A 25792-nucleotide genomic window follows, 5' to 3' on the forward strand; every position below is an offset into this window, starting at 1 on the left:
GTTGGCGGAAATCAGTTTTCGTCGGCTTCTGCCGCCGCCTCATGCGCCGCAATGAGCGCATCGGTCAGCACCAGCTTGGCCTTGGCAATCTGCGACAGCGGCAGGGCAACCTCGGCCCCTTCGCTGTCGATCTTCACGGCTTCGTCCGCGACGCCCATCAAGATGCCCTTGAAGCGCTTGCGTCCATCGACCGGTTCATGTGTCTCGATCTTCGCTTCGTGACCCTTGAAGCGGTCGTAATCCTTGGGGCGCGTCAGCGGCCGGTCGATGCCGGGCGACGAAACCTCCAGCGAATAGGCCCCCGAAATCGGATCCTCGACGTCGAGGATCGCGGAAACGGCGCGGGAAACGCGCGCGCAATCCTCAACCGCCATGACGCGCCCATCCTTGGGCTCGGCCATGATCTGCAACACCTTGCGCGTGTTGCCCGCCAGGGTCACGCGCACCACTTCATAGCCCAATGCATCGATGCTGGGGGCGATCAAATCGGCGATGTTGTCAGTCAAGCTCATGCGTTCGGGCGGCGGCGTATCTTAGGGTTCGAAGGTTGCAATCCGGTGGCCCCGGCGAAAAAATCGCCTGAAACCGGCCCAATGAAAAAACCCGCCCAACAAAAAAGGCGGGCCGTTGGGCCCACCCTTTTGAATTGGGCCTCATTGGACCCTGGGATTTGCCCGGAATATAGGGATTTCAAGGCGCGATGCAAGGAGATTCGCCAGCGGGCGGGTACGGCCCCTGCGCTGCGTCGCATCACCCAGGCCCTTGATATGACAGATCTATTGCAGCCGACCCCAAGGCTGGCGGCAGGCATAACCTCGCCGGTCAGCCGACCAGGCGCAAGCGGATCTCGGCGCGAAAGCCGCCTTCGGCGCGGTTGGCAAGGGTCAGGGATCCGCCATAGGCCTCGATCAACTCCCGCACGATGGCAAGGCCGAGACCCGTGCCGGCCACACGTTCGTCGAGCCTGACGCCCCGTTTGCCAAGCTCCGCCAGCGCCTGCGGCGGCACGCCCGGCCCGTCATCCTCGATCCGCACCAACGCCATGGCGCCGTCCGCTAGGGCATGGATGCGGATCTCGGCATTGGCCCATTTTGCCGCATTGTCGACAAGGTTGCCGAGCAGTTCGGCAAGGTCGTTGGCATCGATCGCCACGGCGGGCAAATCATCGGCCACCACGTCCCACCCGCATTTCTCGCCATCGGGCGAGCGTTTGATCGCCGCGACGATACCGCGCAGGGTTTTCCCGAGATCGGCGCTTGCCGCCTGCCGCCGGCTGTTGGCGGCCACCCGCACCCGCGCCAGTTCATGATCGACATGGCGCTGCATCGCCTTCACCAGCCCCTCGATCTCGCCCGCCATCTCCGCCTCGCCCTTGCGGCGCAGTTTCTCGGCGTCATGCGCCAGGATGGTGAGCGGCGTCTTCAGGCCATGGGCCAGATCGGCGGCGCGCATGCGGGCCCGCTCCACCGTCTGGTCCTGCACGTCAAGAAGCTCGTTGACCTCGGCCACCAGCGGCATGATCTCGTCCGGGAAGTCGTCGCTGAGCCGGCGGGCGCGGCGCGTGCGGATGGCCGCCACACCCTGGCGCACCGCTTCCAAAGGCTTCAGGCCGACATTCACCTGCACCCAGGCCGCTGCCACCAGGATCAGCGCCAGCACCGACAAGGCGGGGGCAATGTCCTCGACGAACTCGTCGCGGGCATTGTTGAGTTCGCGCTGGTCAACGGCGACGACGATGCGCAGCGTGCGATCGCCGCTTGTCACTGGAAAGACGATGCGCCGCTCATAGACATGCAGCACCTTGCCCTGCGGACCGTCGATCTCGTAGCGCTGCGGGTGACCGATCTCGCCTTCCGGGGCTGGCAGTTGCAGCACAAAGTCCCAGAGCGAGCGCGAGCGTTGCGCGTTTCCCTGTTCATCGACGATCTGCCAATAGAGCCCGCCATAGGGCCGCTCGAAGCGCGGATCGGCCAAGGGCCGGTTGAGCTGCGGCACGCCGCCACCCGAGAAATCGATTCCAGCCGCGATCTGGTTGACGAAGGTATGGAGTTCCGCATTCACCCGCCGCTCGACATGGCGGTCAAAGAGCGCCACGAGGCCGAGCCCCGCCAGCACCAAAGCAAAACCCACCGAGATCGCCGCCGCCAGCAGCAGCCTGAGGCGCAGCGACCGATTCCTCATATGGTCTGGCCGTTGACAATGTAGCCGAAGCCGCGCCGCGTCTCGATGATGTCCACTTTAAGCTTCTTGCGCACGCGCCCGACCAGCACCTCGATCGCGTTGCTGTCGCGCTCGAAATCCTGGGCATAGAGATGTTCGGTGAGCTCGATCTGCGTCACCACGCGCCCGGCGTGATGCATGAGATAGGAGAGCAGCCGGTATTCCTGTGGTGAGAGATTGATGGGCTGGCCGTCCTGGCTGACCCGCATCTGCCGGGGATCGAGCGCCAGCCCGCCGATGCTGATGACCGTATTGGCGTTGCCGGCCGAGCGGCGGATGATCGCCCTGAGCCGCGCCAACAATTCCGCCATGTGGAAGGGTTTGGGCAGATATTCATCCGCCCCGCTGTCGATGCCCTCGACCCGCTCGCTCCAGCTGCCGCGCGCCGACAGGATCAGGATCGGAAAGCGCCGGTCATTGGCGCGCCATTTCTTCAGGATGGAAAGGCCGTCCATGCCGGGCAGGCCCAGATCCAGCACCACCGCGTCATATTCCTCGGTATCGCCCTTGAACCAGGCCTCCTCGCCATCCTTGACCGCATCGACGATGTAGCCGGCGCCGACCAGCGCCTCGGCGACCTCGGCAGCGATCCGGATATCGTCTTCGACCAGCAGGATCTTCATTCGTCGAGCGCCACGTTGATGACGGCGCCGGTCTTGGCGTCGACGTCGATGTCGCGCACGCGGCCATCCTCGCCGATCACCTCGATCTCATAGATCCACTGCCCCTTCTTGCGCTCCAACTCGATCTCGACCACGTCGCCGGTGAGTTCGCCCTCGACCTTGGCGAGCACGGCGCCGAGCGGCAGGATCTCCTTGTTCTCAAGCGCCTTGCGCGCCACTTCCTGGTCCCCGGCCTCGTCTTCCGCCGCTTGGGCAAAAGCGCGCGGCGGCGGCGATGCCAGCAATGGCAGCGCGAGGACGCCGGCAACGGCCAGCAGGCGCAAGGTGATGGGGAAATGGGTCATGGTCTCCAGGCTCATGAAAATATCGGTAACATTTCAGCCCCTTGATGGCAAAAACAAGCTGACAGATCGCTGACAGGTGCCGTTACCCAGCCGTCAGCGCCATCGCGCTAGCTTCCTCCCATCGCACCGCCCGACTCCAGTTCCCGCGGCATTATTTGAGGGAGAGCATCATGTGGAAAACAATCAGTTCGGCTGTCGTCTTTTTCGGTCTGAGCTCGCTGCCGGTCGCCGTGGGCCTCGCCGTCGCCAGCGACGATCATGTCTGCCGCGCCCCGCAAGGAATTGCCGCGATGTCCCATGAAGCGGCGGCGAAGTTCGGCCAAACGCTCGGCTATCGCATCACCAAGATTGAAAGCGAGCATGGCTGCTACGAACTCTCCGGCACCGACAAGCACGGCGCCGAGATCGAGCTGAAGCTCAACCCCTATGACGGCACGATCGTGAAGGATGCGGAGACACCGCGATGAACGCACCCCTCACCCGCCGGTTTGTCATCGATGGCGACGGCCGCATCGGCTCCCCGGCCGATGCCTGGCGCGATTTCATCGCCAGCGAACGCGCCCGGCCGATCGTGGGCCACGCCCATGCGCCCGAAGGCTTGGGCCGGCAGGCGCGGCGCCTCTTTCGCGATTTCCATCTCTATGACAAGCCGCGCCATCCAGCTGTGCCGCTGCTGCATTGGCCGCTACTGCGGCAGGTGGCGCTGGCCGCCCATGCCGGCTATTGCTGGGCGAAACTCGCCACCGCCGTGGCACGCGCCCACCGTCGCACGGCGGCAGCACAAGCCTGGGACATCGCCCGCCTCGCCTGGCGCGAAGGGCTCGACGCCCAGACCTATTACATGCAGGAGCTTTACCGGGCGGGCCGTGACCGGCGCGCGGCCGAGACACTCACCAGATACGAAACCAAGAACGGCCTCTTCACCGCATTGAAACGCCTTGCCCCACGCCACGCCGCCGAGCGTCATCCGCTCGGTGACAAGCTCGCCTTCCACACCCGCTGCCGCCGCCACCAGGTTGCGGCGGTGCCGGTTTACCTCACTGCCATCCGCGGCGAGCTCGCCATGGTCCAGAGCGGCATCGCCGCGGGCCAAGATCTCTTCGTCAAACCCCGCCACGGCAAGGGTGCCCGCGACACCACCTTGCTGCGCTATGCAGGGGCTGGTGCCTATCGCCTGCCTGATGGCCGTGTCCTGTCGCTCGATGCCTATCTTGATGAGCTGGCGCGCCGCTCCGAGAAGGCCGATTACCTGGTGCAGCCCCGCCTTGTGAACCATGCCGACATCGCCGATCTCGCGACCCAATCGCTCATCGTCATCCGCGTCATCACCTGCCTCGATTCCGCGGGCGTGCCGCAGGTGACGCACGGCATGCTGCGCGTCATCGGCAAGCTGGAACGCTCGTGGAATGACAGCACCGAATACGCCGCCCCCATCGATCTCATGACCGGGCGCATGGGTGCCATGACCGGCGACAAATTGGCGGGCGTCCTCGGCTGGCATGACCGCCACCCGGTGACCGGCGCCCCGGTCAGCGGTCGATTGCTCAAAGCCTGGCCGGACGTGCAGGCGGCGGCGATCCGGGCCCATGCGGCCTTCACCGACCGCATCCTGCTCGGCTGGGACATCGCCGTCACGCCGGAAGGCATCGTCATCGTCGAAGGCAATGCCATGCCCGACGTCGCCTTCCTGCAACGCGTGCACCGCCAGCCCATCGGCCAAAGCCCGCTCGCACCGCTGTTGCGGCATCATCTCAACCGGTTGGAGTGGCAGCGCTGACTTCCTTTGTCGTCCCCGATTTCACTTGTCATCCCCCGCGAAGGCGGGGGATGACAAACTCATTCAAGGGGTGCCTATCGCCCCCTCACACAGTCTCCCATTTCCCGCTCTTCGCCGCTTTGAACATCGCATCGATGACGCGCATGTTCTTAATCGCATCCTCGATGCCGAATTCCAGCGTCGCCTCGCCGCGGATGGTGGCCGAAAACACCTCGCCCTGCAGCGTGTATTGATCGCAGGCGGGGAGAACCTCGGTCACGATATTGGCGCCGGTCAGATCCGTGCCGTCATCGATGCGCAAGGTGGTGGTCTGGTTGGGCGGCGCGTTGAAGGGGATCATCACCTCGGCCCGCGCCTTGGTCCCCAGAATCTGCACATGCTGGCGCGGCACCAATTGGGTGGCGGTCGAGAAGATCAGATGCTTGCCGCCCGGATATTCGGCAATCGCCGACGACAAGCGATCGGTCTTGAATGTCGGGTCCCAGTCGATGACAGCCGTGACGCGCGTCGGTTCGGCGCCAAAGACGAAGCGCGAGGTGACGATCGGATAGCAGCCGATGTCATAAAGGGCGCCGCCGCCGATATCGCCCATGTTGCGCACATTATTGGGATCGACGTTGTAATAGGAGAAGACCGAGGCGATGAGGCTGACCGCACCCAGTTTCCCCGATTGCGCCAGCTCCCGCGCCCGGCGCCATTGCGGGTGATAGCGCACCATGAAGGCCTCGGTGACCAGCTTGCCGGCCTTCTTGGCGGCGTCGGTCAGCTGCCCGGCTTCCGTGGCATTCATCGCGATCGGCTTCTCGCACAGCACATGCTTGCCGGCCGAGAGGGCCTGCAAGGTCACCGGCACATGAAGATGGTTCGGCAGCGGGTTATAGACCGCTTCGATCTCCGGATCCGCCAGCAGTGCTTCATAGGAGCCGTAGGATTTCGGAATGCCGAGCTTCACGGCCGCTTCCTTGGCGCGCGCTTCGTCGCGCGAGGCGAGGCCCACGATCTCGACGCCTTTCGATCGCAGCATTGCCGGAATCACTTTCTTCACGCCGATATCGGCGGTGCTGATGATGCCCCATTTGACCGGTTTCATGGCTCGTCCTTTCTCTCGCTATTGTTGGAGGGCGCGTTGCAGCGCCGCCTCGGCATGGATGGTCGTCGTGTCGAACAAGGGCACGGTGGAGTCTTTCTCGCCCACCAGCAGCATGATCTCGGTACAGCCCAGGATGATGCCCTCGGCACCATCGGCAACGAGCCTTGCCATCACGTCGCGATAGGCCGCCCGTGCTTCATCCCGCACGATGCCCTTCACCAGTTCTCTATAGATGATGTCATGGACCACCTTGCGGCCCGCTGCGTCGGGGACGCGCACGTCGAGGCCGAATTTGTCGATGAGGCGCTGGCGATAGAAGGGCTGCTCCATGGTGAAGCCGGTACCCAAGAGACCGATGCGCTTCAACCCCGCCGCCTTGATCGCCGCCCCGGTGGGATCGGCGATGTGAAGCAAGGGCGGCTTCACCGCCGCCTCGATTGCACCCGCCATGCGGTGCATGGTGTTGGAACAGATGACCAGGAAATCCGCCCCACCCCGCTCCAGGCGCCGCGCCGCATCTACCATCGCCGCCTCGGCCGCATCCCATTTCCCGCTATTCTGCAGAGCCTCGATCTCGCCGAAATCGAAGGAATAGATCAGCGAACGCGCCGAATGAACCCCGCCCAGGCGCGCCTGGGCGCCCTGATTGAGGATGCGGTAGTATTCCGCAGTCGATTCCCACGAAAGCCCGCCAATGAGGCCGATAAGCTGCATTTTCCCCGCTTCGTGTCCTTAAAAATTCGGCCCGCAGTGGATCACAGCGGGATAGTGGGTGCAATGCTGCCTCGCTCTAAAGCCCCCCACCTTCAGGGGGGAGGAGAAAGCACTTCACATTTTCGTGTCTGCACTAGGCCGCTCGCTTTTTCTGCGCCACCATTGCATCCATGATGAAACGTACCCTGACAATCCTCGCTCTCCTCGCCCTTTCCGCCTGCGGCTACAATTCGGCGCAGCCCGGCGGCATCGACGAATCCGTGGCTGCCGCCATCAGCCCGGAAGACGCCAGCGTCATCGTCGTCACCGTGCGCGATCCCTTGCCGGTCAAGTCGGCGCGGCTCATTGATCCCGCCGGCCAAGCCACCGAGGCCTTCGCCATCGACACTGACCGCGCGACTTATTCGGATGGCGGCGGCCTCAAGCCCAATGTCGGGGTCGGCGTCACCGGCGGCTCGAGCGGCGGTGTATCGACCGGCATCGGCATCGGCTTCCCGCTTTTCGGGTCCGGCAGCGGCACGGCAACCCACCGCGTCACCGAAAGCCGCATCCGCCTGCGCATTGCCGATATGGCGGCCTATCGCCTCAATTGGCAGCGCTACAAGCTGGCCGTCGATCTCGACGACGGCGTCAACCGCCGCGCGTTCCAGATGGTCCCGCCGCCGCCACTCTAAGGTGTGGCGACCTTCCGCCGCTTCAAGATCGCCGGGCCGATGACGCAGGCAGCTGTGAGGATCAGCAGCACCAGCGAAATCGGATGCGTCACGAACACACTCATATCCCCTTGCGCGATGGCATAGGCGCGGCGGAACTGTTCTTCCGCCATCGGCCCCAGAATGAGCCCCACGACCAAAGGCGCCACCGGATATTCGAACTGCCGCATCAGGAAGCCGACCCCACCGATGCCGACCAGCAGCCACAAATCGAAGACCGAATTTTTGAGCGAATAGACGCCCAGCATGGAGAGGACCATGATCCCGCCATAGAGCATCGGCCGCGGGATCAGCAGCAGCTTCGCCCACAGGCCCACCAGCGGCAGATTGAGCACCAGCAGCATGATGTTGCCAAGATAAAGGCTGGCGATCAGCGCCCAGACCAGTGCCGAATTGCTGGTGAAGAGCAGCGGCCCCGGCTGGATGCCGTATTGCTGGAAGGCGGCAAGCAGAATGGCCGCCGTGGCCGAGGTGGGGAGACCGAAGGACAAGAGCGGCACCAGCACACCGGCCACCGCCGCATTGTTGGCGGCCTCTGGCCCCGCCACCGCTTCAATTGCGCCTTGCCCGAATTCCTGCGGGCGTTTCGAGAGGCGCTTCTCGATGAGATATGAGAGGAAGGTCGGAATCTCGGTCCCACCCGCCGGCAGCGCGCCCAGCGGAAAGCCCAGCACGGTCCCGCGCAACCAGGGTTTCCAGGACCGGCTCCAATCCTCCCGCGACATCCACAGGCTGCCCGTGACGCTCGAGATCTCCTCCGGCCGCCGCGCTTCCCGGAAGGCCACGTGGAAGGCTTCGCCGAGCGCAAAGATGCCGACCGCGACGACGACCACGTCGACGCCGTCCAGCAGGGGCAGCAGGCCGAAGGTGAAGCGCGCCTGGCCCGTCTGGGTGTCGATGCCGATGAGGCCGATGGCCAGGCCGATGAAGAGCGACGTCATGCCGCGCAGGATCGACGAGCCGAGCAGCGCCGAAACGGTGACGAAAGCGAGCAGCATCAGGCTGAAATATTCCGCCGGGCCGAACAGCAGCGCGATCTTGACCATGATCGGCGAGACGAAGCTGAGGCCTACCGTGGCCAAGGTGCCGGCGACGAAGGATCCGATGGCCGCCGTGGCGAGCGCCGCCGCGGCGCGGCCCTTCTTGGCCATCATATGCCCGTCGATGGCGGTGACGATCGATCCCGTCTCGCCCGGTACGTTGAGGAGGATCGAGGTCGTCGAACTCCCGTACATGGCGCCATAATAGATGCCGCCGAAGATGATGAAGGCGGCAGTGGGGTCGAGGTGATAGGTGACGGGCAGCAGCAGCGCGATGGTGAGCGCCGGGCCGATGCCCGGCAGCACGCCGATCGCGGTCCCCAGCGTCACGCCGAGCAGCGACCACAGCAGATTGACCGGCGTGAACGCGACGGCAAAGCCCTGCAGCAGGGCGTCAAAGGTACCCATCGGGTCAATGTCCCCCGAGCATGAATTTCAGAATCCCGGTCGGGAGATTGAGCCCCAGCCCCTTGGTGAAACCAAAGAAGGCAATGAGCGCCACGATGAGGCCGGCCACCACATGGCGCCAATCCCATCTGCCGGCAAAGCCGCGCGCCGTGAGCACGAAGACCGCAAGCGCCGCCGGGATGAACCCGACCGGCTTGTAGCAGATCACCCCCAGCACCAGCCCACCCATCATCCACAGCAGGCTCGGCCAATGCCCTTCATCGGCATGGCCTTCCCGCGTGTCGCTGCGGCCGGGGCGAAAATGCGCCAGGCCCAGCAGGATGAGCCCGCCGCCGATCAGCGCCGGAAACAGACGCGGTCCCAGGCTGTCCTGGCCCGGGAGCGCACCGACGCTGAATGTGCCAAAGATGATACCAGCGCCCAGCAGCAGCAGGACGAGGCCAATGCCCCGCTCCTGCCAATGCTGTGGCCGCGCCTTGTTGTCGGCGCTCACGAAACCAGACCGATTTCCTTGAGCACGGTGGTGACGCGCGCCTCTTCCTCGGTGAGGTAGGTGGCAAAGGCATCACCGGCCAGATAGGTATCCATCCAGCCTTTGGTTTCGAGCGTCTTCTTCCAGCCGTCCGATTTCACCATGGCATCGACCGCGTCCAGCAGGGTCTTCTTGTCTTCATCGGCAAGTTCGCCGGCACCGAACACGCCGCGCCAATTGGCAAGCTCCACATCGATCCCGGATTCCTTCAGCGTCGGCGCCTCAAGGCCGGCCAGGCGCTCCGGCGATGAAATCGCCAGCGCGCGGAGTTCGCCCGCCTTGATCTGCGCTTCGAATTCGCCAAGCCCGCTGACGCCACAGGTCACATGCCCGCCGACGATGGCGGCCAGCGCTTCGCCCCCCCCTGAGAAGGCGACGTAATTGAGCTTGGTGACATCGGCACCCACGGCCTTAGCGACGAGCCCGGCCAGGATATGGTCGGTGCCGCCCGCCGAACCGCCGCCCCAGGAGACGGCGCCGGTATCGGCTTTGAGCTTCGCCGCCAGATCGCCCATCGTCTTCAACTCGGAGGCGGCCGGCACGACGATCACTTCATATTCGCCGGTGAGGCGTGCCAGCGGCGTCACGTCTTTGAGTGAGACCGGCGATTTGTTGGTGAGAATGGCGCCCAGCATGACGAGGCCGCCGACCAGCAAGGCCGAGGCATCGCCCTTGCGGTTGGCAAACTGCGCCAGGCCGACGGTACCGCCGGCACCGGCCACATTCTCGACCTGCACGGCCGAGACGATGCCGGCCCCTTGCAGCACTTCCTGCATCGAGCGCGCGGTCTGGTCCCAGCCGCCGCCGGGTTTTGCCGGGGCGACGAGAGTCAGTTGCTCGATCGCGGCGAAGGCGTCGCGCGACAGTAAGGTGCCGATGCCGAAAGCGGAGATGGCAGCGAGAGCGGCACCGGTCTTCAAGACCTGGCGGCGCGAAAAATCGTTCATGGAATCCTCCCGAAAAATAGCCTCAACGCGCATGGCCCCTCCCCAAGGCGCCTGGCGTCTATTTTTACGTTCGGCCAATGCGGGCGCTCTCCCCTCCCGCATCACCTGTCATCGACCATTGCAGCCAATCGAGCCTTGGTCAACACGCGTGGAACTACGCCCTTGGTAGGGGGCGCGTCGGCACGGACGCCGGTGATGTGGACGCCGGTACGGACGTCGGGAGTATGGGGATGCGCGTGATCGGTCGGGCGGAGACCGTGTCGCGAAGCAAGGCGCTGATGGCCCTGGCCAGTTCAGATTCCGGATCCGCCAAACGGACAAACCGCTGCTGGCGGGTTGCGCCGGCTTTTTATTTTTAAGAGAGCGTGATGATGGCCGCGGGCGCTGCGGCATGGGCCTTGACGCCACCCGCCAGCAGACCCGTCAGCAACAGCAGCGCCAGCCCAAGCCGCGCTAGATTTCGCAAAGTCATGGTGTAAATCTCCGAAACTGAATTACACAATGAATAATCACCCGTGCCCGGCAATTCAACTGTCTCCGACTGCTAAATGAGCGAGAATAACTCGAACCTCTGTCGATTTTTCTCACGCGCGGTAGGTTCTGCAGAGTTATCTATCTGTTATATATGTATTTTAATTATTAAGTCGTGAGTTTCAGTTTTCACACCCCGATAGACGTAAACTGTCATTTCCATGGATCCCCGCTTTCGCGGGGATGACAGTGGAGGGCGGCTCCACCCAATCCAGTAACTTGTCATCCCCGCGAAAGCGGGGATCCATGGGTCTGCCGGACTGTGGCCCCTTGAAGAAGTTCCCAATTTGTTCTTGACAAGCGGCTAGGAATTTGATACTAGTTGAGATGTGCACACAAATTCTCCCCGGTGCCCATCCGGGACCGCTCGGTTGTCGATCGGCGCAAGCCTTGCCAAGGCGCAGGCCGACCATATCGGCTCCCCTTTATTGTGGGGGCGGCCCCGGCCGGTGGCTTCAAACCGGCCTCCCGGATCGGACGGATGAGCGATCCCCCGAGCGCCATGGGGTGACAAGGGCGTCCTTGCGGATGGTCGAGGAAACACCCATCCCCGCCGGATCCGATGCGGTGACCGGATTCCCCTTCGGCGCAGCAGGAAGCTCCGCCCGTCACGGCCGAAACGCACGGCCGGCTCACCTGTCCGAGCGGCGCCGTATGGGGACCTAGGGAAAGACGAAAGTAGATCGAGGAAGTTGGAGAGAACCATCGCTAACCCCCTCTCCCCGACCCTCCCCCACGTTGGGGGGAGGGCGCTCACCGTGTTTGCTGTGGCAACGGCGCCAGACTGGCTCTAGTCCCCTCCCCCCAACGTGGGGGAGGGCTAGGGAGAGGGGGCGCCAAGTGACGGCTAATCGCTGAGCAATCCCCTGAGCCGGTAGAGTTCCTCGAGCGCTGCCTTGGGCGAGAGTTCATCGGGGTTGACCGTTTTCAGCCGTTCCTCGACGGCGCTGCCTTTCAGCAATGCCGGCGCTGCTGGCGCTTGCACCGAAAACAGCGGCAGATCGTCGGCAAGGCGCGACAGCGCCCCCGCCTGCTCGCCTTTTTCCAAGATGCCGAGGACTTCCTCGGCGCGACGCAAGGCGGCAGCCGGCAAGCCGGCGAGCTTGGCGACATGAATGCCATAGGAGCGGTCGGCGGCACCCGGCCCGATCTCGTGCAGGAATTTCACCTCGCCCTGCCACTCCATCACCCGCATCGTCTGCGGCTTCAGCGCCGGCAACGTGCCGGCAAGATGCGTCAGTTCATGGTAATGCGTGGCAAAGAGCGCGCGGCACGCATTGATCTCGTGGATATGCTCCAGGCACGCCCAGGCGATCGAGAGACCGTCGAAGGTTGCGGTCCCGCGGCCGATTTCATCGAGGATCACCAGCGAGCGCGGTGTGGCACGATTGAGGATCGCCGCCGTCTCCACCATCTCGACCATGAAGGTCGAACGGCCGCGGGCCAGATCGTCCGCCGCCCCCACCCGGCTGAACAGCCGGTCGACGATGCCGATCTTGGCGGCCCTGGCCGGCACGAAGCTACCCATTTGCGCCAGGATCGCGATAAGCGCGTTCTGCCGCAGAAAGGTCGACTTACCGGCCATGTTCGGACCGGTCACCAGCCACAGGCGCTTATCCGGCGACAGGTCGCAATCATTGGCAACAAAGCTGCCGCCTTGGGATCTCGCCAGCGCCGCCTCGACCACCGGGTGACGCCCGCCGCTGATGATGAACTCGGCACCGTCATCGATTTCGGGGCGCACCCAATCGCCTTCGCGCGCCAGTTCGGCAAGGGCCGTACCGACATCGATCAGCGCCAAAGCCCCCGCCGCCTTCGCGATCGGCTCGGCGCGCTGAATGGTTTCGGCGACGAGATCGTCGAAGAGGCGCTGCTCCAGGGCAATGGCCCGGTCGCCGGCATGGACGATCTTGCTTTCCAGTTCCGCAAGCTCGCCGGTCGAGAAGCGCATCGCATTCGCCATGCTCTGGCGGTGGATGTAGCGCGCATCACCCTTCAGCTTGTCGGCATGAACCGGTGTTACCTCGATATAATAGCCGATGACATTGTTGTGTCGGATCTTCAGGGCCGGAATGCCGGTCTCGTTTTTAAGCCGCGCTTCCAGTTCCAGGATGAGGGTGCGCGAATCCTCGCGCAGGCTGCGGTATTCATCGAGTTCCGGGTGATAGCCCTTGGCGATGAAGCCGCCATCGCGTGTCAGCAGCGGCAGATCTTCGGCCAGCGACCGCGCCAGGCGATCGACCAGTTCCGCATGATGGCCAAGATCGGCGGCGGCCATCTGCAGGAGCGCCGGCACCGCCGCCTGCTGACCATCGATGAGCGCGCGGAAATCGGCGGTCGCCTTCAAACCGTCGCGGATGCTGGCGAGATCGCGCGGTCCACCGCGCCCCGCCGTCAAACGCGACAAGGCGCGCTCGAGATCCGGCACGCGGCGCAAGGCGTCACGCAGCCGGTCGCGGAAGGCATCCTCGCTCACCAGATATTGGACCAGATCCAATCTGGCGAGGATCGCTTGCGCCTCGGTCAGTGGTGCCGACAGCCAATCGCCCAGCAGCCGTCCGCCGGCACCGGTGAGGCTGCGGTCGATGGTGGCAAGGAGCGACCCCTGCCGCTCGCCATTCAACGACCGGATGAGTTCCAGGTTACGCCGCGTCGCCGCGTCGATCTCCATGAGGGCACCGTCGACCACCTGGCGCGGGGCGGAGAGGCGCGGGATCTTCCCCTGCTGGGTCAGTTCGACGTAATCGAGCACCGCGCCGGCCGCCGCCACTTCCGCACGCGTAAAGGCACCGAAGGCATCGAGCGTGGCGGTGCCGAGGAAGGCCGTGAGACGCTTCCTGGCATTGTCGCTGTCGAAACGCGCCGAGGGGAGCGGCGACAGGCGCTTCTTGTAATCGGCAAAGAATTCGAAAAGCTCGGGCCTGGCAAGGAGCCGGTCGGCAATCAGGATCTCGGTCGGATCGAGCCGCGCCATGGCGGCGGCCAGATCCCGCTCCGAGACCTTCTGCACGAAGAAACTGCCCGTCGAGATATCGACCCAGGCGAGGCCCAGCTCGCCGCCGGCCTCCGTGATGCAGGCCAGGAAATTGTGCCGCCGCGCCTCGAGGAGCGCATCCTCGGTGAGTGTCCCGGGTGTGACGATGCGCGTCACCGCGCGCTTCACCACCGATTTCGAACCGCGCTTCTTGGCTTCGGCCGGGTCCTCGATCTGCTCGCAGACGGCGACCTTGAAGCCCTGGCGCACCAGCTTCGACATGTAGGCGTCATGGGCATGCACCGGCACGCCGCACATGGGGATTTCTTCGCCGGCATGGCGACCGCGCTTGGTCAGCGCGATGTCGAGGGCGGCCGCGGCCTTCACCGCGTCCTCGAAGAACATCTCGTAGAAATCGCCCATGCGATAGAACAGCAGCGCGTCCTGATGCTCGCGCTTGGCCGCCAGATACTGCGCCATCATCGGCGTCGCATCTGCCGTGTCGCGCGCCCATTGCGGGGTTTCGGGAGAGGGCTGAGTGTCCATGGTCGTGAGCCTTAGCACCGGCCCCGGGGATTCGCTACCGGATGCCGCAGCCGGTTTTAATGCTTGACGGTTTAAGGGTTTTTCTGCGCGTAATACGGGATCGATGAATAGAAATAATAACTATAAATGGATACAAATACATCGCAGGAAGAAAGTCGGATAAGTAGACTATCTCTCGCCAATGAATGCAAGAAGGCTAGGCCAGAATCATGAAAAGAATCCTCCTACCCCTCCTCCTCCTGCTCGTTGCCTGCACCAGCACCCCCAAACACGTCGGCAAGATCACCCTCACCAACCAAACCTGGGGCAGCTACCAGCAATATGCCGAGGCCATCAAACCCAACCGGCCCGGTGCCTTTGCCGTCAGCGTCGACGGTCGCAATTCGTATTACATCTGGTGCCGCGAATTGCAGTGCATGGGCGGCCCCACCTATAAGCGTGACGCCTTGATTGCCTGCGAACGCTATGGCACGGACTGCGTCATCTTCGCGTTCCGTGGCGACATCCTGGTCGATTACGAGATCGAGAAAACCGCCAAGCTGTCTCAGGTCGATACCGCGCCGGCGGCGCCGGTCGTCAGCGCGCCGCCGCCCAAGCTGCGCATCTCCAGCGCCCTGCGCCAGGACGTCGAGAACTTCCTGACCAACTCCCGGAACAGTAACAAGTATCGCTATCTGGCGGTCAATGATGCCGGCGACAAGCTTGGCGTCTCGACGCGGTGCACGATCCGGAAATACGGCTGGAAGTCCGAAGGCTGCGCCGGCGAGTTCGTCTCCGAACGCCGGGCCCTCGACACCTGCGGCAAGGACTGCCGCATCATCTATCATGGCACGCAGCCGATCGGCCGCTTCGAGATCGAGTGGTTCTAGGTTGCCTTCCGCCGCACCCGGTCCGCGAGGATCACGAGGAGGATGCCGGGAATGAAGACCACCGTGGCGATCGCCGGATAAAGCGGCGAGGACCCGGTGGCTATCCCTGAGAAGACGAAGGTGGGCAAGGTCCGCGTCGAACCAGCCAGGCTGTAGGTGAGGTAGAAATTGCCCCAGCTGAGCAGGAAGGCGAAGATGCCGGCCGAGAAGATGCCCGGCCAGAGCAGCGGCAGCGTGACATAGCGGTAGACTTCGAAGGTCGTGGCGCCGCAATCGCGCGCTGCATCCTCAAGGGTGCTGTCGAAATTGAACACCTGCACCGCGACGATCACCATCGCAAAGGGCGTGATGTAGACGATGTGGCCGATGATCGCCGTGACGATTCCGGTATTGAAGTTGAACGTCCGGCCCAGCACCGAGAACCACAACAGCAGCACGATCCCCAGCAGCAGCTGCGGGAAGGCGAGCGGCGCGGCGCTGAGGCCCGTGAAGGGCAGCCGGAAGCGGAATTTATAGCGTACGGCAACGATGGCGGCGGCGGAGCCGATCACGGTGGCAAAAACGGTCGCAGCGATCGCGATGACGGTCGAGTTCCACAGCGCATCCCGCGCCCCCGAATTCTCGAACAGCGCACCATACCATTTCAGCGACACGCCTTCGAAGGGCAGGGTTGGATAGCGCCCTTCCTGAAACGAGAAGGCGATGAGGGTGAAGATCGGCAGATAGAAGAAGACGAGCACGGCTGCCACCGAACCATAGAGCAGCACATTGGCAAGCCGCGCCTCGGCGCGCGCATTCATCCACGGGGTGGGTGTCGGATAGGCCATGATCAGACCGGCCCCATATGCCGCTTCAGGGAATAGACCCGGTTGAAGAGGAGCACGACGAAGACCGCGACCGTCATGAGGACCAACGTGAGCGCTGCCCCCAGCGGCCAGTTGACGCGCGTCTCGAAGGTCTGGCGGATGAGCTCGGCCGACATCGGCGACTTGCCGCCGCCCAGCACCTTGGGTTCCAGGAACACGCCGACGGCGAGCAGGAAGATGAGGACCGAGGCCGCCCAGATGCCGGGCCGCGCCAGCGGCAAGGTCACTTCCCAGAAGGCGCGGAACTTGCTGGCACCCGCATCATAGGCGGCGAGGATCAACGAGCGGTCGATGGCATCGATCGAGAGGTAGATGGTGAAGATGGCGAAGGAGAGCAGGTTATAGACCATGCCCAGCATCGTCGCCCAATCGGTGAAGAGGATGTCGACCATCGCTGGCGGGAAGCCCCATTGCTGCAGCAGGTAATTAGCGGCACCGTTCTTGTCGAGGAATAGCACCCAGCCGAAGGTCTTCAGGGTCGCATCGGTCAGGAACGCGAAGGTGATCAGCACCTTGACGTGATTCTGATAGGCGCGCAGACGCGTTGCCAGCGCATAGGCCACGGGAAAGGCGATGACGAGGCACAGGATCACGCAGGAAATCGCCATGAACAGCGTGTGTCCCAGGATCGTCCAGTAATGACCTTTTGAAAAAATGTCGGTCCAGACGAAGAGCGACCAGGTCCATTGCAGCTGGTAGTTCTTGGTCTGCTGGAAGGTGAGCGCCACCGTCATGAGGAGCGGCGCCAGGAAAAACGCCGTCTGCAGGATGACGCTGGGCAGCGCCTTCACCAGCAATTCCGGGTCGCGCCAGGAACGGTCGATCTCGCCGTTCATGCTGCACCCTTCTCGCGGAAGAGATAGATGTCGCGCTTGGGGAAGCCTAAGCGCAATTTGTCGCCGATATCGGCGGGCTGCCGTGAGGCGCCCGGCAATTCGAAGACGAGCGGCGCGCCGTTGGTCATGACACTGCGGAACTGTACCGTGCCGCCCTTGCAGAAGACCTCGGTGATGGTGACGTCGAGAATGAAATCCGCATTCTCATGCGACGCCAGGGGCGTGATGAGTTCGGGCCGCACCATCAGCAAGGCCGGACCGTCACCAAGGCCCGGCGCCACGAATTGCGCCGGCACGGTCGGGTCGGCGGCGATCAGGCCGGGGGCGCTCACGGCGTGCCCGCGCAGCTCGACCGGAATGAGGTTGGTATCGCCGATGAAGCCGGCAACGAACGTATCCGCCGGGCGGTAATAGATGTCGTTGGGACCACCCACCTGCAGGATCTCACCCGCGCGCATGACGCAGATGCGGTCGGCCAGCATGATGGCTTCTTCAAGGTCATGCGTCACATGGACGAAGGTGACACCGACGCTGCGGTGGAGGCGCTTCAGTTCCGCCTGCAGCACCTTCTTCAATTTGACATCAAGCGCCGAGAGCGGTTCGTCGAGCAGCAGAAGCTTGGGTTCCGAGATCATCGAACGGGCGAGCGCCACGCGCTGCTGCTCGCCACCCGAGAGCTGGCGGGGATAGCGCGTCAGATATTCGCGCTTCAACTGCATCAGTTCGATCATCTCCTCGACGCGTTTGGCAATGATGGCCGGGTCGACTTTGCGGAGCTTCAGCGGAAAGCCGATATTGTCGGCAACCGTCATATGCGGAAAGAGCGCCAGCTTCTGAAACACCATCGAGGTCGGGCGCTCGGCGGCCGGCACACCCAGCATCGGCTGGCCGGCAATGGAGAGACTGCCGCTGTCCGGCTCTTCGAAACCGGCGATCTGTTTCAACAGCGTGGTCTTCCCGCAACCCGACGGACCCACGAGGGCGATGAATTCGCCCTGCCGCACGCTGAGCGACACACCTTTCAGCGCCTGATAGGCACCGAAGTTTTTCCGGATGTCGCGGATTTCAAGGATCGTATCGCCAGCCATTGTCCGTCTTTTCGTTCTTTCTTGTCATGCCCCGGCTTGGCCGGGGCATCCACGAGTTGCTTTTTCGCTTGCCGACAAACTCGTGGATCCCCCGCCGTCGCGGGGGATGACAACAAGAGTCGTCTGAAGATAAACGCCCCCGAACTGGCCGCAAAGGGCCGAATCCGGGGGCGCAAGTATTTATAGAGCGTCGGCGAGCTTACTGCGCCGCCGCCAGTTCTTCCTGCCAGATCGCCAGCATCTCGTCGATGTTGGGGGCGATGCGGTGCATCTGGGAATTGTCCCAGGCATGCCACATGTAGTCGGTCTGCAGGATGCTCTTTTCCTCATCGGTGTAGAGCGCTTCCACCGCCTTGTTCGTCACCACATTGCAGGTGGTGTCGAGCAGAGAGAGGATGTGGCCGGCTTCCTTGGAGACGACGTGCTTCAGGAGCTTCTGCGCCAGTTCCGGCTGGTCGGTTTCCTTCACGATCGCGGTGGCTTCGACCCAGATGATGCCCTGCTTCAGGCCGTTCTTCGGATCGGGCACGGTGGCGATGATGTTCTTGTGCCCCTGCTTCCTGACAGCCGAGGTGAGGTAGGAACCGGCACCGATGCAGCCCAGCAGCGAACCGTCGAGCAGGCCCTTTTGTGCCTGCGTGAGGTCCGCCACCAGCGTGCGGGTGTTCTTGAACATGGCGCGCAAGACCTTGCGCACTTCATCAAGCGCTGCGGCATCCAGCTCCTGATAGGGGTCGATGCCGGCATGGAGCGCCATGGGCAGGATCGGCCAATCGCCCCAATCCATGACGCAGATCTTGTCCTTGTTCTTTGCGTCGAAGACCGGATCGTAGGAGCGCCAGGTGTCGGGATCGGTGATGTCGGTGTTGATGCACCCGCCGACCCAGCCCCAACGTGTCGCGACGCCGATGGTCTTGCCCTCGTTCATCAAGGGCTCGAAGGGCGGCTTGAACTGGTCGTAGAAGGTCGCATAGACGTCGGCGTAGTCATCCGGGTTGAGTTCCAGCGCCAGGCCCGCCGGACCCATGCGCGTCACCCACGGCATGTCGCTGGAAACCAAATCGATCTCGCGCGAGGCGCCGGCCTGGAGCTTCGCAAAACCGCCCGGTGAATCGACGATGAGGTCGAAGGCGATGTCGACATCATTGGCGGCCTTGAAGGGATCGATGATGCGCGCGTCGTTATAGCCTTCCCAGCACATATAGCTCATCTGGGCAGCAGCACGCGCCGAGCGGCCGAAGGTAAGGCCGCTCATCGCGGCGGCACCGGCCGCGGCGCCAGCCGTCTTCAACAGGCGACGACGCGACATGCCTTCATCGTCAAGGCCCATCGCCTTGATCTGGTTCTGATAGAATTTCGGTAGATCGCTATACCAGGACATCCCAACCTCCCTTAGGTGAGTTGCGGGCGGCTGGTTTGCGCGCGCTTGCGTCTTCTGTGCCCCCGCCAAGCCGGTGGCATAGTGGCCCCTTTCCGCACATCTGGCGATATCCCCGGGGTGATAGAGGTTTCAGGAAGCCGCGCTTCGCGCCCCCTCTCCCCCACCCTCCCCCACGTTGGGGGGAGGGAGTCCTACCGAGTTCGCAACGACGACTGCGTTCAAGCTGGATCAAGTCCCCTCCCCCCGCAGTCGGCGCATGCCGACATTCGTCGGCGGTGGGGGGAGGGTTAGGGAGAGGGGGGCCTTTAGCCCACGAAGCTCAGAAACGCGGCGAACAGCTCGGCCTGGGTCGAGAGGCCTAACTTCCGGTAGATGTTTTTGCGGTGCACTTTCACCGTTCCGGCCGAGATGTCGAGGAGATGGGCGACCGAGCCGGTGGAATGGCCTTGGAGGATCAGCGAGACGATCTGGCGTTCGCGGTCGGAGAGCTGCTTGGCGCCGAATTCGGTATAGGCGGCATTGACCTGGGCGGCATCGCGGAGGCGCGGGCGCGTGAGGCTCGCGGGGGCCGCGACGCTCGCCCAATGCCGGGCGCAAAGGCCGGAAATGGCCGGGGCCAGGGCCTCGAGGAGGTCCATGTCGGATCGGCCCAAACCGGGGCTCGCTTCCCAGCGCGCCAGCGACAGCACGCCGGTCGCATCCCCCAATGGGAAATAGAACCCCACCTCCTCGCGGATGCCGGTGAGGCTGTAATGGGTGCGGAAATACTCGCTCTGGCGGAAGCGGTCCGGGGCGATGTCCCGCAGGCGATAGCAGCCCGATTGCACGCCCGCCGCCACGCGCTGGAAGAAGGGGTCGAGCACATAGGGTGCCGCGCAATAGGCGTTGATCACCACCTGGCGCTGCGGATCGGGAAGCGTGTCGCCCAGCGCCAAGGGCCTGCCAGCGCCGCGATAGGCAAAGACCATCAGGAAGTCGAAATGGATGAGGCGCGTCACCGATTGCAGCAGACGCGGCGCGAAGCTTTCCTGGTCGAGGGCGCTGAGCATGTCGGCGATGCCGCGGTTCCATTGCTCGAGGAGCTGGGTCGAGCGGGTCATCGGCACGCGGCGGCCGGAGATATGGGGCCCGGAATCCACCGTATCGGCCGCTATCGCTTTGGAGATATGGGGTCGGGCAAGAGTCAGGGTCTATACTCCGGGTCATGCAGCGAAAGTATCCGCCGCTGGTGCCGAGAATGCCCAGCGCCGCGGAAGGCTGTCAATGTCGCCAAATTTCCGGAGGGGAACATGCAAGGGACCATGAAGGCCGCCATCCAGCGCAAGGCCGGCACGCCATTGAAGATCGAGAAACTGCCGATCCCGCAGGCCGGCCCCGGCGAAATCCTGATCAAGGTGACGGCCTGCGGCGTGTGCCATTCCGACCTGCATGCGGTCGACGGCGACTGGAATCCCGGCCCCACTTTGCCCCTCATTCCCGGTCATGAAGTGGCGGGTCATGTCGCCGCCATCGGCGCCGGTGTCAAAGGCTTTCGTCTGGGTGACGCGGTCGGCGTGCCATGGATGTACAGCGCCTGCGGCCAATGCGAGTTCTGCCAGGCCGGCATGGAGACGATCTGCAAATCCGGCGAGGCCAGCGGCTATACCAAACCCGGCGGCTATGCCGAGTTCATGGTGGCCGACGCCAAATTCGTGGCGAAGCTCCCCAAGACCGCGAACCTCTACGAGATCGCGCCGATTCTGTGCGCCGGTGTCACCACCTATCGCGGCCTGAAGCGCACGAAGGTGCGCCCGGGCAAATGGATGACCATCTTCGGCATCGGCGGCCTGGGTCACATTGCCGTGCAATACGCGGTGGCCATGGGCATGCGCGTGATCGCGGTCGATGTCGATGACGTCAAGCTGAAGCTCGCCAAGAAGCTGGGCGCCGAGATGGTGGTCAACGCCAAGAAGGTCGACCCCGTGGCCGAAATCCAGGCGAAGATCGGCGGCAGCCATGGCGCCGTCGTCACCGCCGTCGCACCGCAGGCATTCGAGCAGGCGATCGGCGTGCTGCGCCCGGCCGGCACCGTTGCCTATATCGGCCTCCCCGGTGGCAAATCCGACCAGATCCGCACCTCGATCTCGCAGATCACCAATTGGGAACTGACGGTCACCGGCTCCAATGTCGGCACGCGCCTCGATCTCAACGAAGCGGTGGCGTTCGCCCTCAATGGCCTGGTGAAGGCCAAGATCCAGAAGGCGCCGCTCACACAGATCAACAAGATCTTCAACGACATGCGCCGCGGCAAAATCGTCGGCCGCATGGTGCTGGACATCGCGTAGGGAAGACAGACGCGTTCCTTGTGACTGAATGCCGTCATCCCCGGGCGAAGACCCGGGGATCCACTGTAGCAGTTGAGAGAGTGGATGCCCGGGTCAAGCCCGGGCATGACGGATGAGTGCGCCGACCGTGACGGCGGAGGGATGGCACGCGTCATCGCCGACGCAACTATCCCCACAGCGCTCACTTCTTTGTTCTTCGCGCCGTTCCTCTTTAAATTGGCGGCGTTTCGTGCGAGCCTCTACCGAAATAGGTCAGGGAGTTTGCCGGGTCATGAACACGAAGAAGCCGACGATCACCGAAGAAGATGCGCTGCAGTTCCATGCGAACGGGCGTCCCGGCAAGATCGAGATCATCGCCTCGAAGCCGCTCACCACGCAGCGTGACCTCAGCCTCGCCTATTCGCCGGGTGTTGCTTACCCCTGCCTCCACATCGCCAAGGACCCCAACACGGCCTATGACTACACGGCCAAGGGCAATCTGGTCGCGGTCATCTCGAACGGGACGGCCGTCCTCGGCCTGGGTGATTTGGGTGCGTTGGCCTCGAAGCCGGTGATGGAAGGCAAAGCCGTCCTCTTCAAGCGCTTTGCCGATATCGATTCCATCGACCTCGAGGTCGACACCAAGGACGTGACCGAGTTCGTCAATTCGGTGCGCTATCTCGGCCCCTCCTTCGGCGGCATCAACCTTGAGGACATCAAGGCGCCGGAATGCTTCATCATCGAGCAGCAATTGCGCGAGATGATGGACATCCCCGTCTTTCATGACGACCAGCACGGCACCGCGATCATCGCCGCCGCCGGGCTTCTCAACGCGATCCACCTCACCGGGCGCGACATCAAGGACGTGAAACTGGTCGTGAACGGCGCGGGCGCCGCCTCGATCGCCTGCGTCGAACTGGTGAAGGCCATGGGGCTGCCCCATGAGAATGCCATTCTCTGCGATACCAAGGGCGTCATCTATCAGGGCCGCACCGAGGGCATGAACCAATGGAAATCCGCCCATGCGGTCAGGACCAAGGCGCGATCGCTGGAAGAGGCGATGAGCGGCGCCGACGTGTTCTTCGGTCTCTCCGCCAAGGGTGCCGTGACGCCCGCCATGGTGAAGGCGATGGCGACCAAGCCGATCATCTTTGCCATGGCCAATCCGGACCCGGAGATCACGCCGGAGGAAGTGCATGCCGTGCGCTCCGATGCCATCGTGGCGACCGGTCGCAGCGACTATGCCAACCAGGTCAACAATGTGCTGGGCTTCCCCTATATCTTCCGCGGCGCGTTGGACGTGCGCGCCTCGACCATCAATGACGCGATGAAGATCGCCGCCGCCCATGCGATCGCGGAACTGGCGCGCGAGGACGTGCCGGATGAAGTGGACGCCGCCTATTCCGGGCGCCGCCTGCGCTTCGGCCCGGAATACATCATTCCCGTGCCGTTCGACCCCCGGCTCATCACTCATGTGCCGCCGGCGGTGGCGAAGGCGGCGATGGATAGCGGTGTGGCCAGGAAGCCGATCATCGACATGGACGCCTATGTGGCCTCGCTTGCCAGCCGCCTCGACCCGGCCGCCAATTCGCTGCAGCTCATCTTCGAGCGCGTGCGCCACAACCCCAAGCGCGTGGTCTTTGCGGAGGGCGAGGAAGAAAAGGTCATCCGCGCCGCCATCGCCTACCGCTCGGCCGGCTACGGCACGCCGGTTCTGGTCGGCCGTGCCGACCGCATCGCCGAGGTGATAAAGGCCCAGAGCCTGCATGACGCCGAGGGGCTGCAGGTGGTGAGCGCCGCCACCACACCGCACCGGCAGCAATATCACGACATGCTCTATGAACGCCTGCAGCGCAAAGGAATCCTCTCCCGCGACGTGCAGCGCATGGTCAACCAGGACCGCAACGTGTTCGCCGCCAGCATGGTCGCCGCTGGGCACGCCGATGCGATGGTGACCGGCGTCACCCGCAGCTTCAATGTGTGCCTCGATGACACGCTGCGCGTCATCGACCCGCGTCCGGGCCAGACCCTGATGGGCCTTACCATCCTGGTGGCTGGCGGGCGCACGGTTCTGCTCGCCGACACCAACGTCCATGAACTTCCTTCGGCCGAGCAGCTCGCCGATTTTGCCGTGCAGACGGCGGCGATTGCAAGACAGCTGGGCCATGAACCGCGCGTGGCCCTGCTCTCCTTCTCCAATTTCGGCAACCCGCCGCGCGAGAAGGCGGTGCGTATCCGCGAGGCCGTTCTGGTGCTCGACCAGCGTCGGGTCGATTTCGAATATGAAGGCGAGATGCAGGCCAACGTCGCCTTGAATTACGGGCTGATGAAGGAGCTCTATCCCTTCACGCGCCTCTCAGGCCCCGCCAACATCCTCATCATGCCGGCGCTGCATTCGGCCAACATTGCCGCGAAACTCATGCAGGAACTGGGCGGCACGTCCTTCGGGCCCGTGCTGGTCGGTCTCTCGAAGCCGGTGCAGATCGTGCAGACGGGCGCCACGGTGAACGAATTGGTGACGGCCGCGGCCTTTGCCTCACTGGCCACCAGCCCGTTGAGCACGATGCATCGGTAGGGTTCAGGAAGCGGCGTTTCGTCTCGTTGCCTTGCGGCGGCTGGCTTGCCAGATTCACGTGAGATGACCCTCGCCTTGAAAGTGGAACCATGCCCCAGATCGCCAGCCTGACCGCCCCTGTCTCGGCCAAGGACCGCTTCGCGCTCATCGAGCTGTTGATCGATGCGGTGGATGACGGTGCGGCGGTGGGTTTCGTGCCGCCGCTCTCAGAGGGCGAGGCAGGTGCCTTCTGGGACAAGGCTTTTGCCGATCTTGCGCACCGCACTATCCTGGTCGCGCGCGATGAGGTGGGCCGAGTTCTCGGCGCGGTGCAGCTGATCCTCAGCCCCTGGCCCAGCATGCAGCACCGGGCGGAAATCGCCAAGCTGCTGGTCCACAGCGATCATCGCCGGCAGGGATTGGGGCGCGCGCTGATGCTGGCTGCGGAAACGGAGGCCAAGCGATTGGGCCGCACGCTTCTCACCCTCGATGCGCGGCGCGGCGATCCGGTGGTCGATCTTTATGGGAGCTTGGGCTTCCGGCAAGTCGGCGTCATCCCGCGCTATGCCAGGAACGGCCAAGGCGTGCTGGAGGACAATGTCGTCTTCTATAAGGAGTTGGGTTGATCGTTCTCGCCCCCACTCACGTCATCCCCGGGCTTGACCCGGGGATCCACTGATTGCCTGGAGAGAGTGGATGCCCGGCCAATAGGGACCAACGCTGGGCCCGGGCATGACGGTTCTATGAGGATACCCTACAACACGCTCTGCGGCACGCCGGTCACGCGTTCGACCAGCCAGCGCCGCGCCTGCAGCATCGCCTGCACGGTGGGGCCGAGGCCCACGGCGATCACGAGGGTGCCGAGGCCGACGGTACCGCCAAGGAAAAAGCCGATGATGAGGGCCGCCACTTCGACGATAGTGCGCGAGAGGCGGATCGAGAATTCGAACTTCTTGTTGAGCCCCACCATCACACCGTCACGCGGGCCGGTGCCAAGGCGCGCCGGCAGATAAAGCGCACTACCCAGCGCCATCAGCACGATCCCGCCCAGCATGAAGGCCCAACGGATGACGATGTTGTCCGGGGTCTCGACGAATTTCAGGAAGAACTCGGCCGAGGGGCCGATCACCAACGCATTGAGGATGGTGCCGATGCCGGGCTTCATCTTCAGCGGGATCCACAGCAGCAGCACGCCGATGCTGGTGACGGCGCCGGCCCAGCCGATGCCGATCCCTAAGTGATGGCCGAGACCCTGGTGGAACACGTCCCAGGGCGAGAGGCCGAGATCGGCCCGCACCTGCAAGGCAACGGCCAAGCCCCAGATGACGAAGCCGATAAGGAGCGGCGTCAGCCGCTTGAAGATGAGATCGGTCATGGAACCCCTGAAGCTGCAGGTTCTGCTTTAGGGGAGCCACCGCGGCTTGGCAACAGCGGGC

Annotated in this window: 23 protein-coding genes; 7 read left to right on the plus strand and 16 right to left on the minus strand. The window is 63.8% G+C overall.

The window, feature by feature from the left end:
• Positions 1-11 precede the first annotated feature (11 nt).
• From rimP to SMD31_RS05915, 4 genes are all read right to left on the minus strand, one after another.
• Complete coding sequence (gene rimP, locus SMD31_RS05900; RefSeq protein WP_320499873.1) at positions 12-512, minus strand: ribosome maturation factor RimP; 501 nt, start codon at positions 510-512, stop codon at positions 12-14.
• Positions 513-822: 310 nt separating this feature from the next.
• Positions 823-2181 carry a sensor histidine kinase gene (locus tag SMD31_RS05905; RefSeq protein WP_320499874.1) on the minus strand — a complete coding sequence of 453 codons (1359 nt, stop codon included), beginning with the start codon at positions 2179-2181 and terminating at the stop codon, positions 823-825.
• Entirely contained in the window at positions 2178-2843 is a 666-nt protein-coding gene (locus SMD31_RS05910; RefSeq protein ID WP_320499875.1) for a response regulator transcription factor, read from the minus strand. Before SMD31_RS05910 ends, SMD31_RS05905 begins: the two co-directional genes overlap by 4 nt.
• The gene (locus SMD31_RS05915; protein ID WP_320499876.1) at positions 2840-3202 is read right to left on the minus strand and encodes a PepSY domain-containing protein; all 363 of its coding nucleotides are present in this window, start codon (positions 3200-3202) and stop codon (positions 2840-2842) included. The genes SMD31_RS05910 and SMD31_RS05915 overlap by 4 nt, the downstream gene beginning before the upstream one ends.
• A gap of 155 nt (positions 3203-3357) precedes the next feature.
• Between SMD31_RS05915 and SMD31_RS05920 the strand changes: the two genes are divergently transcribed.
• Positions 3358-3654: a PepSY domain-containing protein gene (locus tag SMD31_RS05920; RefSeq protein ID WP_320499877.1), complete on the plus strand. Its 297-nt coding sequence runs from the start codon at positions 3358-3360 to the stop codon at positions 3652-3654.
• A complete protein-coding gene (locus tag SMD31_RS05925) occupies positions 3651-4964 on the plus strand; it encodes a sugar-transfer associated ATP-grasp domain-containing protein (protein ID WP_320499878.1) in 1314 nt (437 codons plus the stop codon). The genes SMD31_RS05920 and SMD31_RS05925 overlap by 4 nt, the downstream gene beginning before the upstream one ends.
• An 85-nt stretch (positions 4965-5049) precedes the next feature.
• Here the strand turns inward: SMD31_RS05925 and SMD31_RS05930 are convergent, their stop codons facing one another.
• Together SMD31_RS05930 and SMD31_RS05935 are read right to left on the minus strand one after the other, a co-directional pair.
• Complete coding sequence (locus tag SMD31_RS05930; protein WP_320499879.1) at positions 5050-6054, minus strand: Gfo/Idh/MocA family protein; 1005 nt, start codon at positions 6052-6054, stop codon at positions 5050-5052.
• Between the two features lie 18 nt (positions 6055-6072).
• Positions 6073-6768, minus strand: coding sequence for an aspartate/glutamate racemase family protein (locus SMD31_RS05935; protein ID WP_320499880.1), 696 nt, complete (start codon positions 6766-6768; stop codon positions 6073-6075).
• Positions 6769-6938: 170 nt separating this feature from the next.
• Between SMD31_RS05935 and SMD31_RS05940 the strand changes: the two genes are divergently transcribed.
• Entirely contained in the window at positions 6939-7442 is a 504-nt protein-coding gene (locus tag SMD31_RS05940; protein WP_320499881.1) for a hypothetical protein, read from the plus strand.
• On the opposite strand, the gene SMD31_RS05945 is transcribed toward SMD31_RS05940, so the two are convergent.
• The 4 genes from SMD31_RS05945 to mutS form a co-directional block, all read right to left on the minus strand.
• Positions 7439-8929, minus strand: coding sequence for a tripartite tricarboxylate transporter permease (locus SMD31_RS05945; RefSeq protein WP_320499882.1), 1491 nt, complete (start codon positions 8927-8929; stop codon positions 7439-7441). The genes SMD31_RS05940 and SMD31_RS05945 overlap by 4 nt on opposite strands.
• Positions 8930-8933: 4 nt before the next feature.
• The gene (locus SMD31_RS05950) at positions 8934-9422 is read right to left on the minus strand and encodes a tripartite tricarboxylate transporter TctB family protein (RefSeq protein ID WP_320499883.1); all 489 of its coding nucleotides are present in this window, start codon (positions 9420-9422) and stop codon (positions 8934-8936) included.
• Entirely contained in the window at positions 9419-10408 is a 990-nt protein-coding gene (locus SMD31_RS05955) for a Bug family tripartite tricarboxylate transporter substrate binding protein (RefSeq protein WP_320499884.1), read from the minus strand. Before SMD31_RS05955 ends, SMD31_RS05950 begins: the two co-directional genes overlap by 4 nt.
• A 1378-nt stretch (positions 10409-11786) precedes the next feature.
• Entirely contained in the window at positions 11787-14459 is a 2673-nt protein-coding gene (gene mutS / locus SMD31_RS05960) for a DNA mismatch repair protein MutS (RefSeq protein WP_320499885.1), read from the minus strand.
• A 209-nt stretch (positions 14460-14668) separates the two neighbouring features.
• Between mutS and SMD31_RS05965 the strand changes: the two genes are divergently transcribed.
• On the plus strand, positions 14669-15328 hold the full coding sequence (locus SMD31_RS05965) for a hypothetical protein (RefSeq protein WP_320499886.1): 660 nt from the start codon (positions 14669-14671) through the stop codon (positions 15326-15328).
• Here the strand turns inward: SMD31_RS05965 and SMD31_RS05970 are convergent.
• From SMD31_RS05970 to SMD31_RS05990, 5 genes are all read right to left on the minus strand, one after another.
• Positions 15325-16155, minus strand: coding sequence for an ABC transporter permease (locus SMD31_RS05970; RefSeq protein ID WP_320499887.1), 831 nt, complete (start codon positions 16153-16155; stop codon positions 15325-15327). The two genes, SMD31_RS05965 and SMD31_RS05970, sit on opposite strands and share 4 nt — an antisense overlap.
• 2 nt (positions 16156-16157) lie before the next feature.
• On the minus strand, positions 16158-17030 hold the full coding sequence (locus tag SMD31_RS05975) for an ABC transporter permease (protein ID WP_320499888.1): 873 nt from the start codon (positions 17028-17030) through the stop codon (positions 16158-16160).
• Positions 17027-18118: an ABC transporter ATP-binding protein gene (locus tag SMD31_RS05980; RefSeq protein WP_320499889.1), complete on the minus strand. Its 1092-nt coding sequence runs from the start codon at positions 18116-18118 to the stop codon at positions 17027-17029. The genes SMD31_RS05975 and SMD31_RS05980 overlap by 4 nt, the downstream gene beginning before the upstream one ends.
• A 199-nt stretch (positions 18119-18317) precedes the next feature.
• Positions 18318-19499 carry an ABC transporter substrate-binding protein gene (locus tag SMD31_RS05985; protein ID WP_320499890.1) on the minus strand — a complete coding sequence of 394 codons (1182 nt, stop codon included), beginning with the start codon at positions 19497-19499 and terminating at the stop codon, positions 18318-18320.
• 305 nt (positions 19500-19804) lie between these two features.
• Positions 19805-20638 (minus strand): helix-turn-helix transcriptional regulator, encoded by an 834-nt coding sequence (locus SMD31_RS05990; protein ID WP_320499891.1) that lies wholly within the window; start codon positions 20636-20638, stop codon positions 19805-19807.
• A gap of 150 nt (positions 20639-20788) precedes the next feature.
• On the opposite strand from SMD31_RS05990, the gene SMD31_RS05995 reads away from it, so the two are divergent.
• From SMD31_RS05995 to SMD31_RS06005, 3 genes are all read left to right on the plus strand, one after another.
• Positions 20789-21823, plus strand: a complete 1035-nt coding sequence (locus SMD31_RS05995) for a zinc-dependent alcohol dehydrogenase (RefSeq protein WP_320499892.1) — start codon at positions 20789-20791, stop codon at positions 21821-21823.
• Between the two features lie 271 nt (positions 21824-22094).
• On the plus strand, positions 22095-24377 hold the full coding sequence (locus SMD31_RS06000) for an NADP-dependent malic enzyme (RefSeq protein ID WP_320499893.1): 2283 nt from the start codon (positions 22095-22097) through the stop codon (positions 24375-24377).
• 89 nt (positions 24378-24466) lie between these two features.
• Positions 24467-24982, plus strand: coding sequence for a GNAT family N-acetyltransferase (locus SMD31_RS06005; protein WP_320499894.1), 516 nt, complete (start codon positions 24467-24469; stop codon positions 24980-24982).
• 128 nt (positions 24983-25110) lie between these two features.
• Here the strand turns inward: SMD31_RS06005 and yczE are convergent, their stop codons facing one another.
• Positions 25111-25731 (minus strand): membrane protein YczE, encoded by a 621-nt coding sequence (gene yczE / locus SMD31_RS06010; protein ID WP_320499895.1) that lies wholly within the window; start codon positions 25729-25731, stop codon positions 25111-25113.
• Positions 25732-25792: the final 61 nt, after the last annotated feature.

Origin of the sequence: Dongia rigui (genome assembly GCF_034044635.1) — a bacterium.
GTDB classification, from domain to species: Bacteria; Pseudomonadota; Alphaproteobacteria; order Dongiales; family Dongiaceae; genus Dongia; species Dongia rigui.

Excerpts from the sequence above, each read along its gene's own strand:
- rimP (WP_320499873.1), bottom strand. The coding sequence starts at position 512 with ATGAGCTTGACTGACAACATCGCCGATTTGATCGCCCCCAGCATCGAT.
- SMD31_RS05905 (WP_320499874.1), bottom strand. The coding sequence starts at position 2,181 with ATGAGGAATCGGTCGCTGCGCCTCAGGCTGCTGCTGGCGGCGGCGATC.
- SMD31_RS05910 (WP_320499875.1), bottom strand. The coding sequence starts at position 2,843 with ATGAAGATCCTGCTGGTCGAAGACGATATCCGGATCGCTGCCGAGGTC.
- SMD31_RS05915 (WP_320499876.1), bottom strand. The coding sequence starts at position 3,202 with ATGAGCCTGGAGACCATGACCCATTTCCCCATCACCTTGCGCCTGCTG.
- SMD31_RS05920 (WP_320499877.1), top strand. The coding sequence starts at position 3,358 with ATGTGGAAAACAATCAGTTCGGCTGTCGTCTTTTTCGGTCTGAGCTCG.
- SMD31_RS05925 (WP_320499878.1), top strand. The coding sequence starts at position 3,651 with ATGAACGCACCCCTCACCCGCCGGTTTGTCATCGATGGCGACGGCCGC.
- SMD31_RS05930 (WP_320499879.1), bottom strand. The coding sequence starts at position 6,054 with ATGAAACCGGTCAAATGGGGCATCATCAGCACCGCCGATATCGGCGTG.
- SMD31_RS05935 (WP_320499880.1), bottom strand. The coding sequence starts at position 6,768 with ATGCAGCTTATCGGCCTCATTGGCGGGCTTTCGTGGGAATCGACTGCG.
- SMD31_RS05940 (WP_320499881.1), top strand. The coding sequence starts at position 6,939 with ATGATGAAACGTACCCTGACAATCCTCGCTCTCCTCGCCCTTTCCGCC.
- SMD31_RS05945 (WP_320499882.1), bottom strand. The coding sequence starts at position 8,929 with ATGGGTACCTTTGACGCCCTGCTGCAGGGCTTTGCCGTCGCGTTCACG.
- SMD31_RS05955 (WP_320499884.1), bottom strand. The coding sequence starts at position 10,408 with ATGAACGATTTTTCGCGCCGCCAGGTCTTGAAGACCGGTGCCGCTCTC.
- mutS (WP_320499885.1), bottom strand. The coding sequence starts at position 14,459 with ATGGACACTCAGCCCTCTCCCGAAACCCCGCAATGGGCGCGCGACACG.
- SMD31_RS05965 (WP_320499886.1), top strand. The coding sequence starts at position 14,669 with ATGAAAAGAATCCTCCTACCCCTCCTCCTCCTGCTCGTTGCCTGCACC.
- SMD31_RS05970 (WP_320499887.1), bottom strand. The coding sequence starts at position 16,155 with ATGGCCTATCCGACACCCACCCCGTGGATGAATGCGCGCGCCGAGGCG.
- SMD31_RS05975 (WP_320499888.1), bottom strand. The coding sequence starts at position 17,030 with ATGAACGGCGAGATCGACCGTTCCTGGCGCGACCCGGAATTGCTGGTG.
- SMD31_RS05980 (WP_320499889.1), bottom strand. The coding sequence starts at position 18,118 with ATGGCTGGCGATACGATCCTTGAAATCCGCGACATCCGGAAAAACTTC.
- SMD31_RS05985 (WP_320499890.1), bottom strand. The coding sequence starts at position 19,499 with ATGTCCTGGTATAGCGATCTACCGAAATTCTATCAGAACCAGATCAAG.
- SMD31_RS05995 (WP_320499892.1), top strand. The coding sequence starts at position 20,789 with ATGCAAGGGACCATGAAGGCCGCCATCCAGCGCAAGGCCGGCACGCCA.
- SMD31_RS06000 (WP_320499893.1), top strand. The coding sequence starts at position 22,095 with ATGAACACGAAGAAGCCGACGATCACCGAAGAAGATGCGCTGCAGTTC.
- SMD31_RS06005 (WP_320499894.1), top strand. The coding sequence starts at position 24,467 with ATGCCCCAGATCGCCAGCCTGACCGCCCCTGTCTCGGCCAAGGACCGC.
- yczE (WP_320499895.1), bottom strand. The coding sequence starts at position 25,731 with ATGACCGATCTCATCTTCAAGCGGCTGACGCCGCTCCTTATCGGCTTC.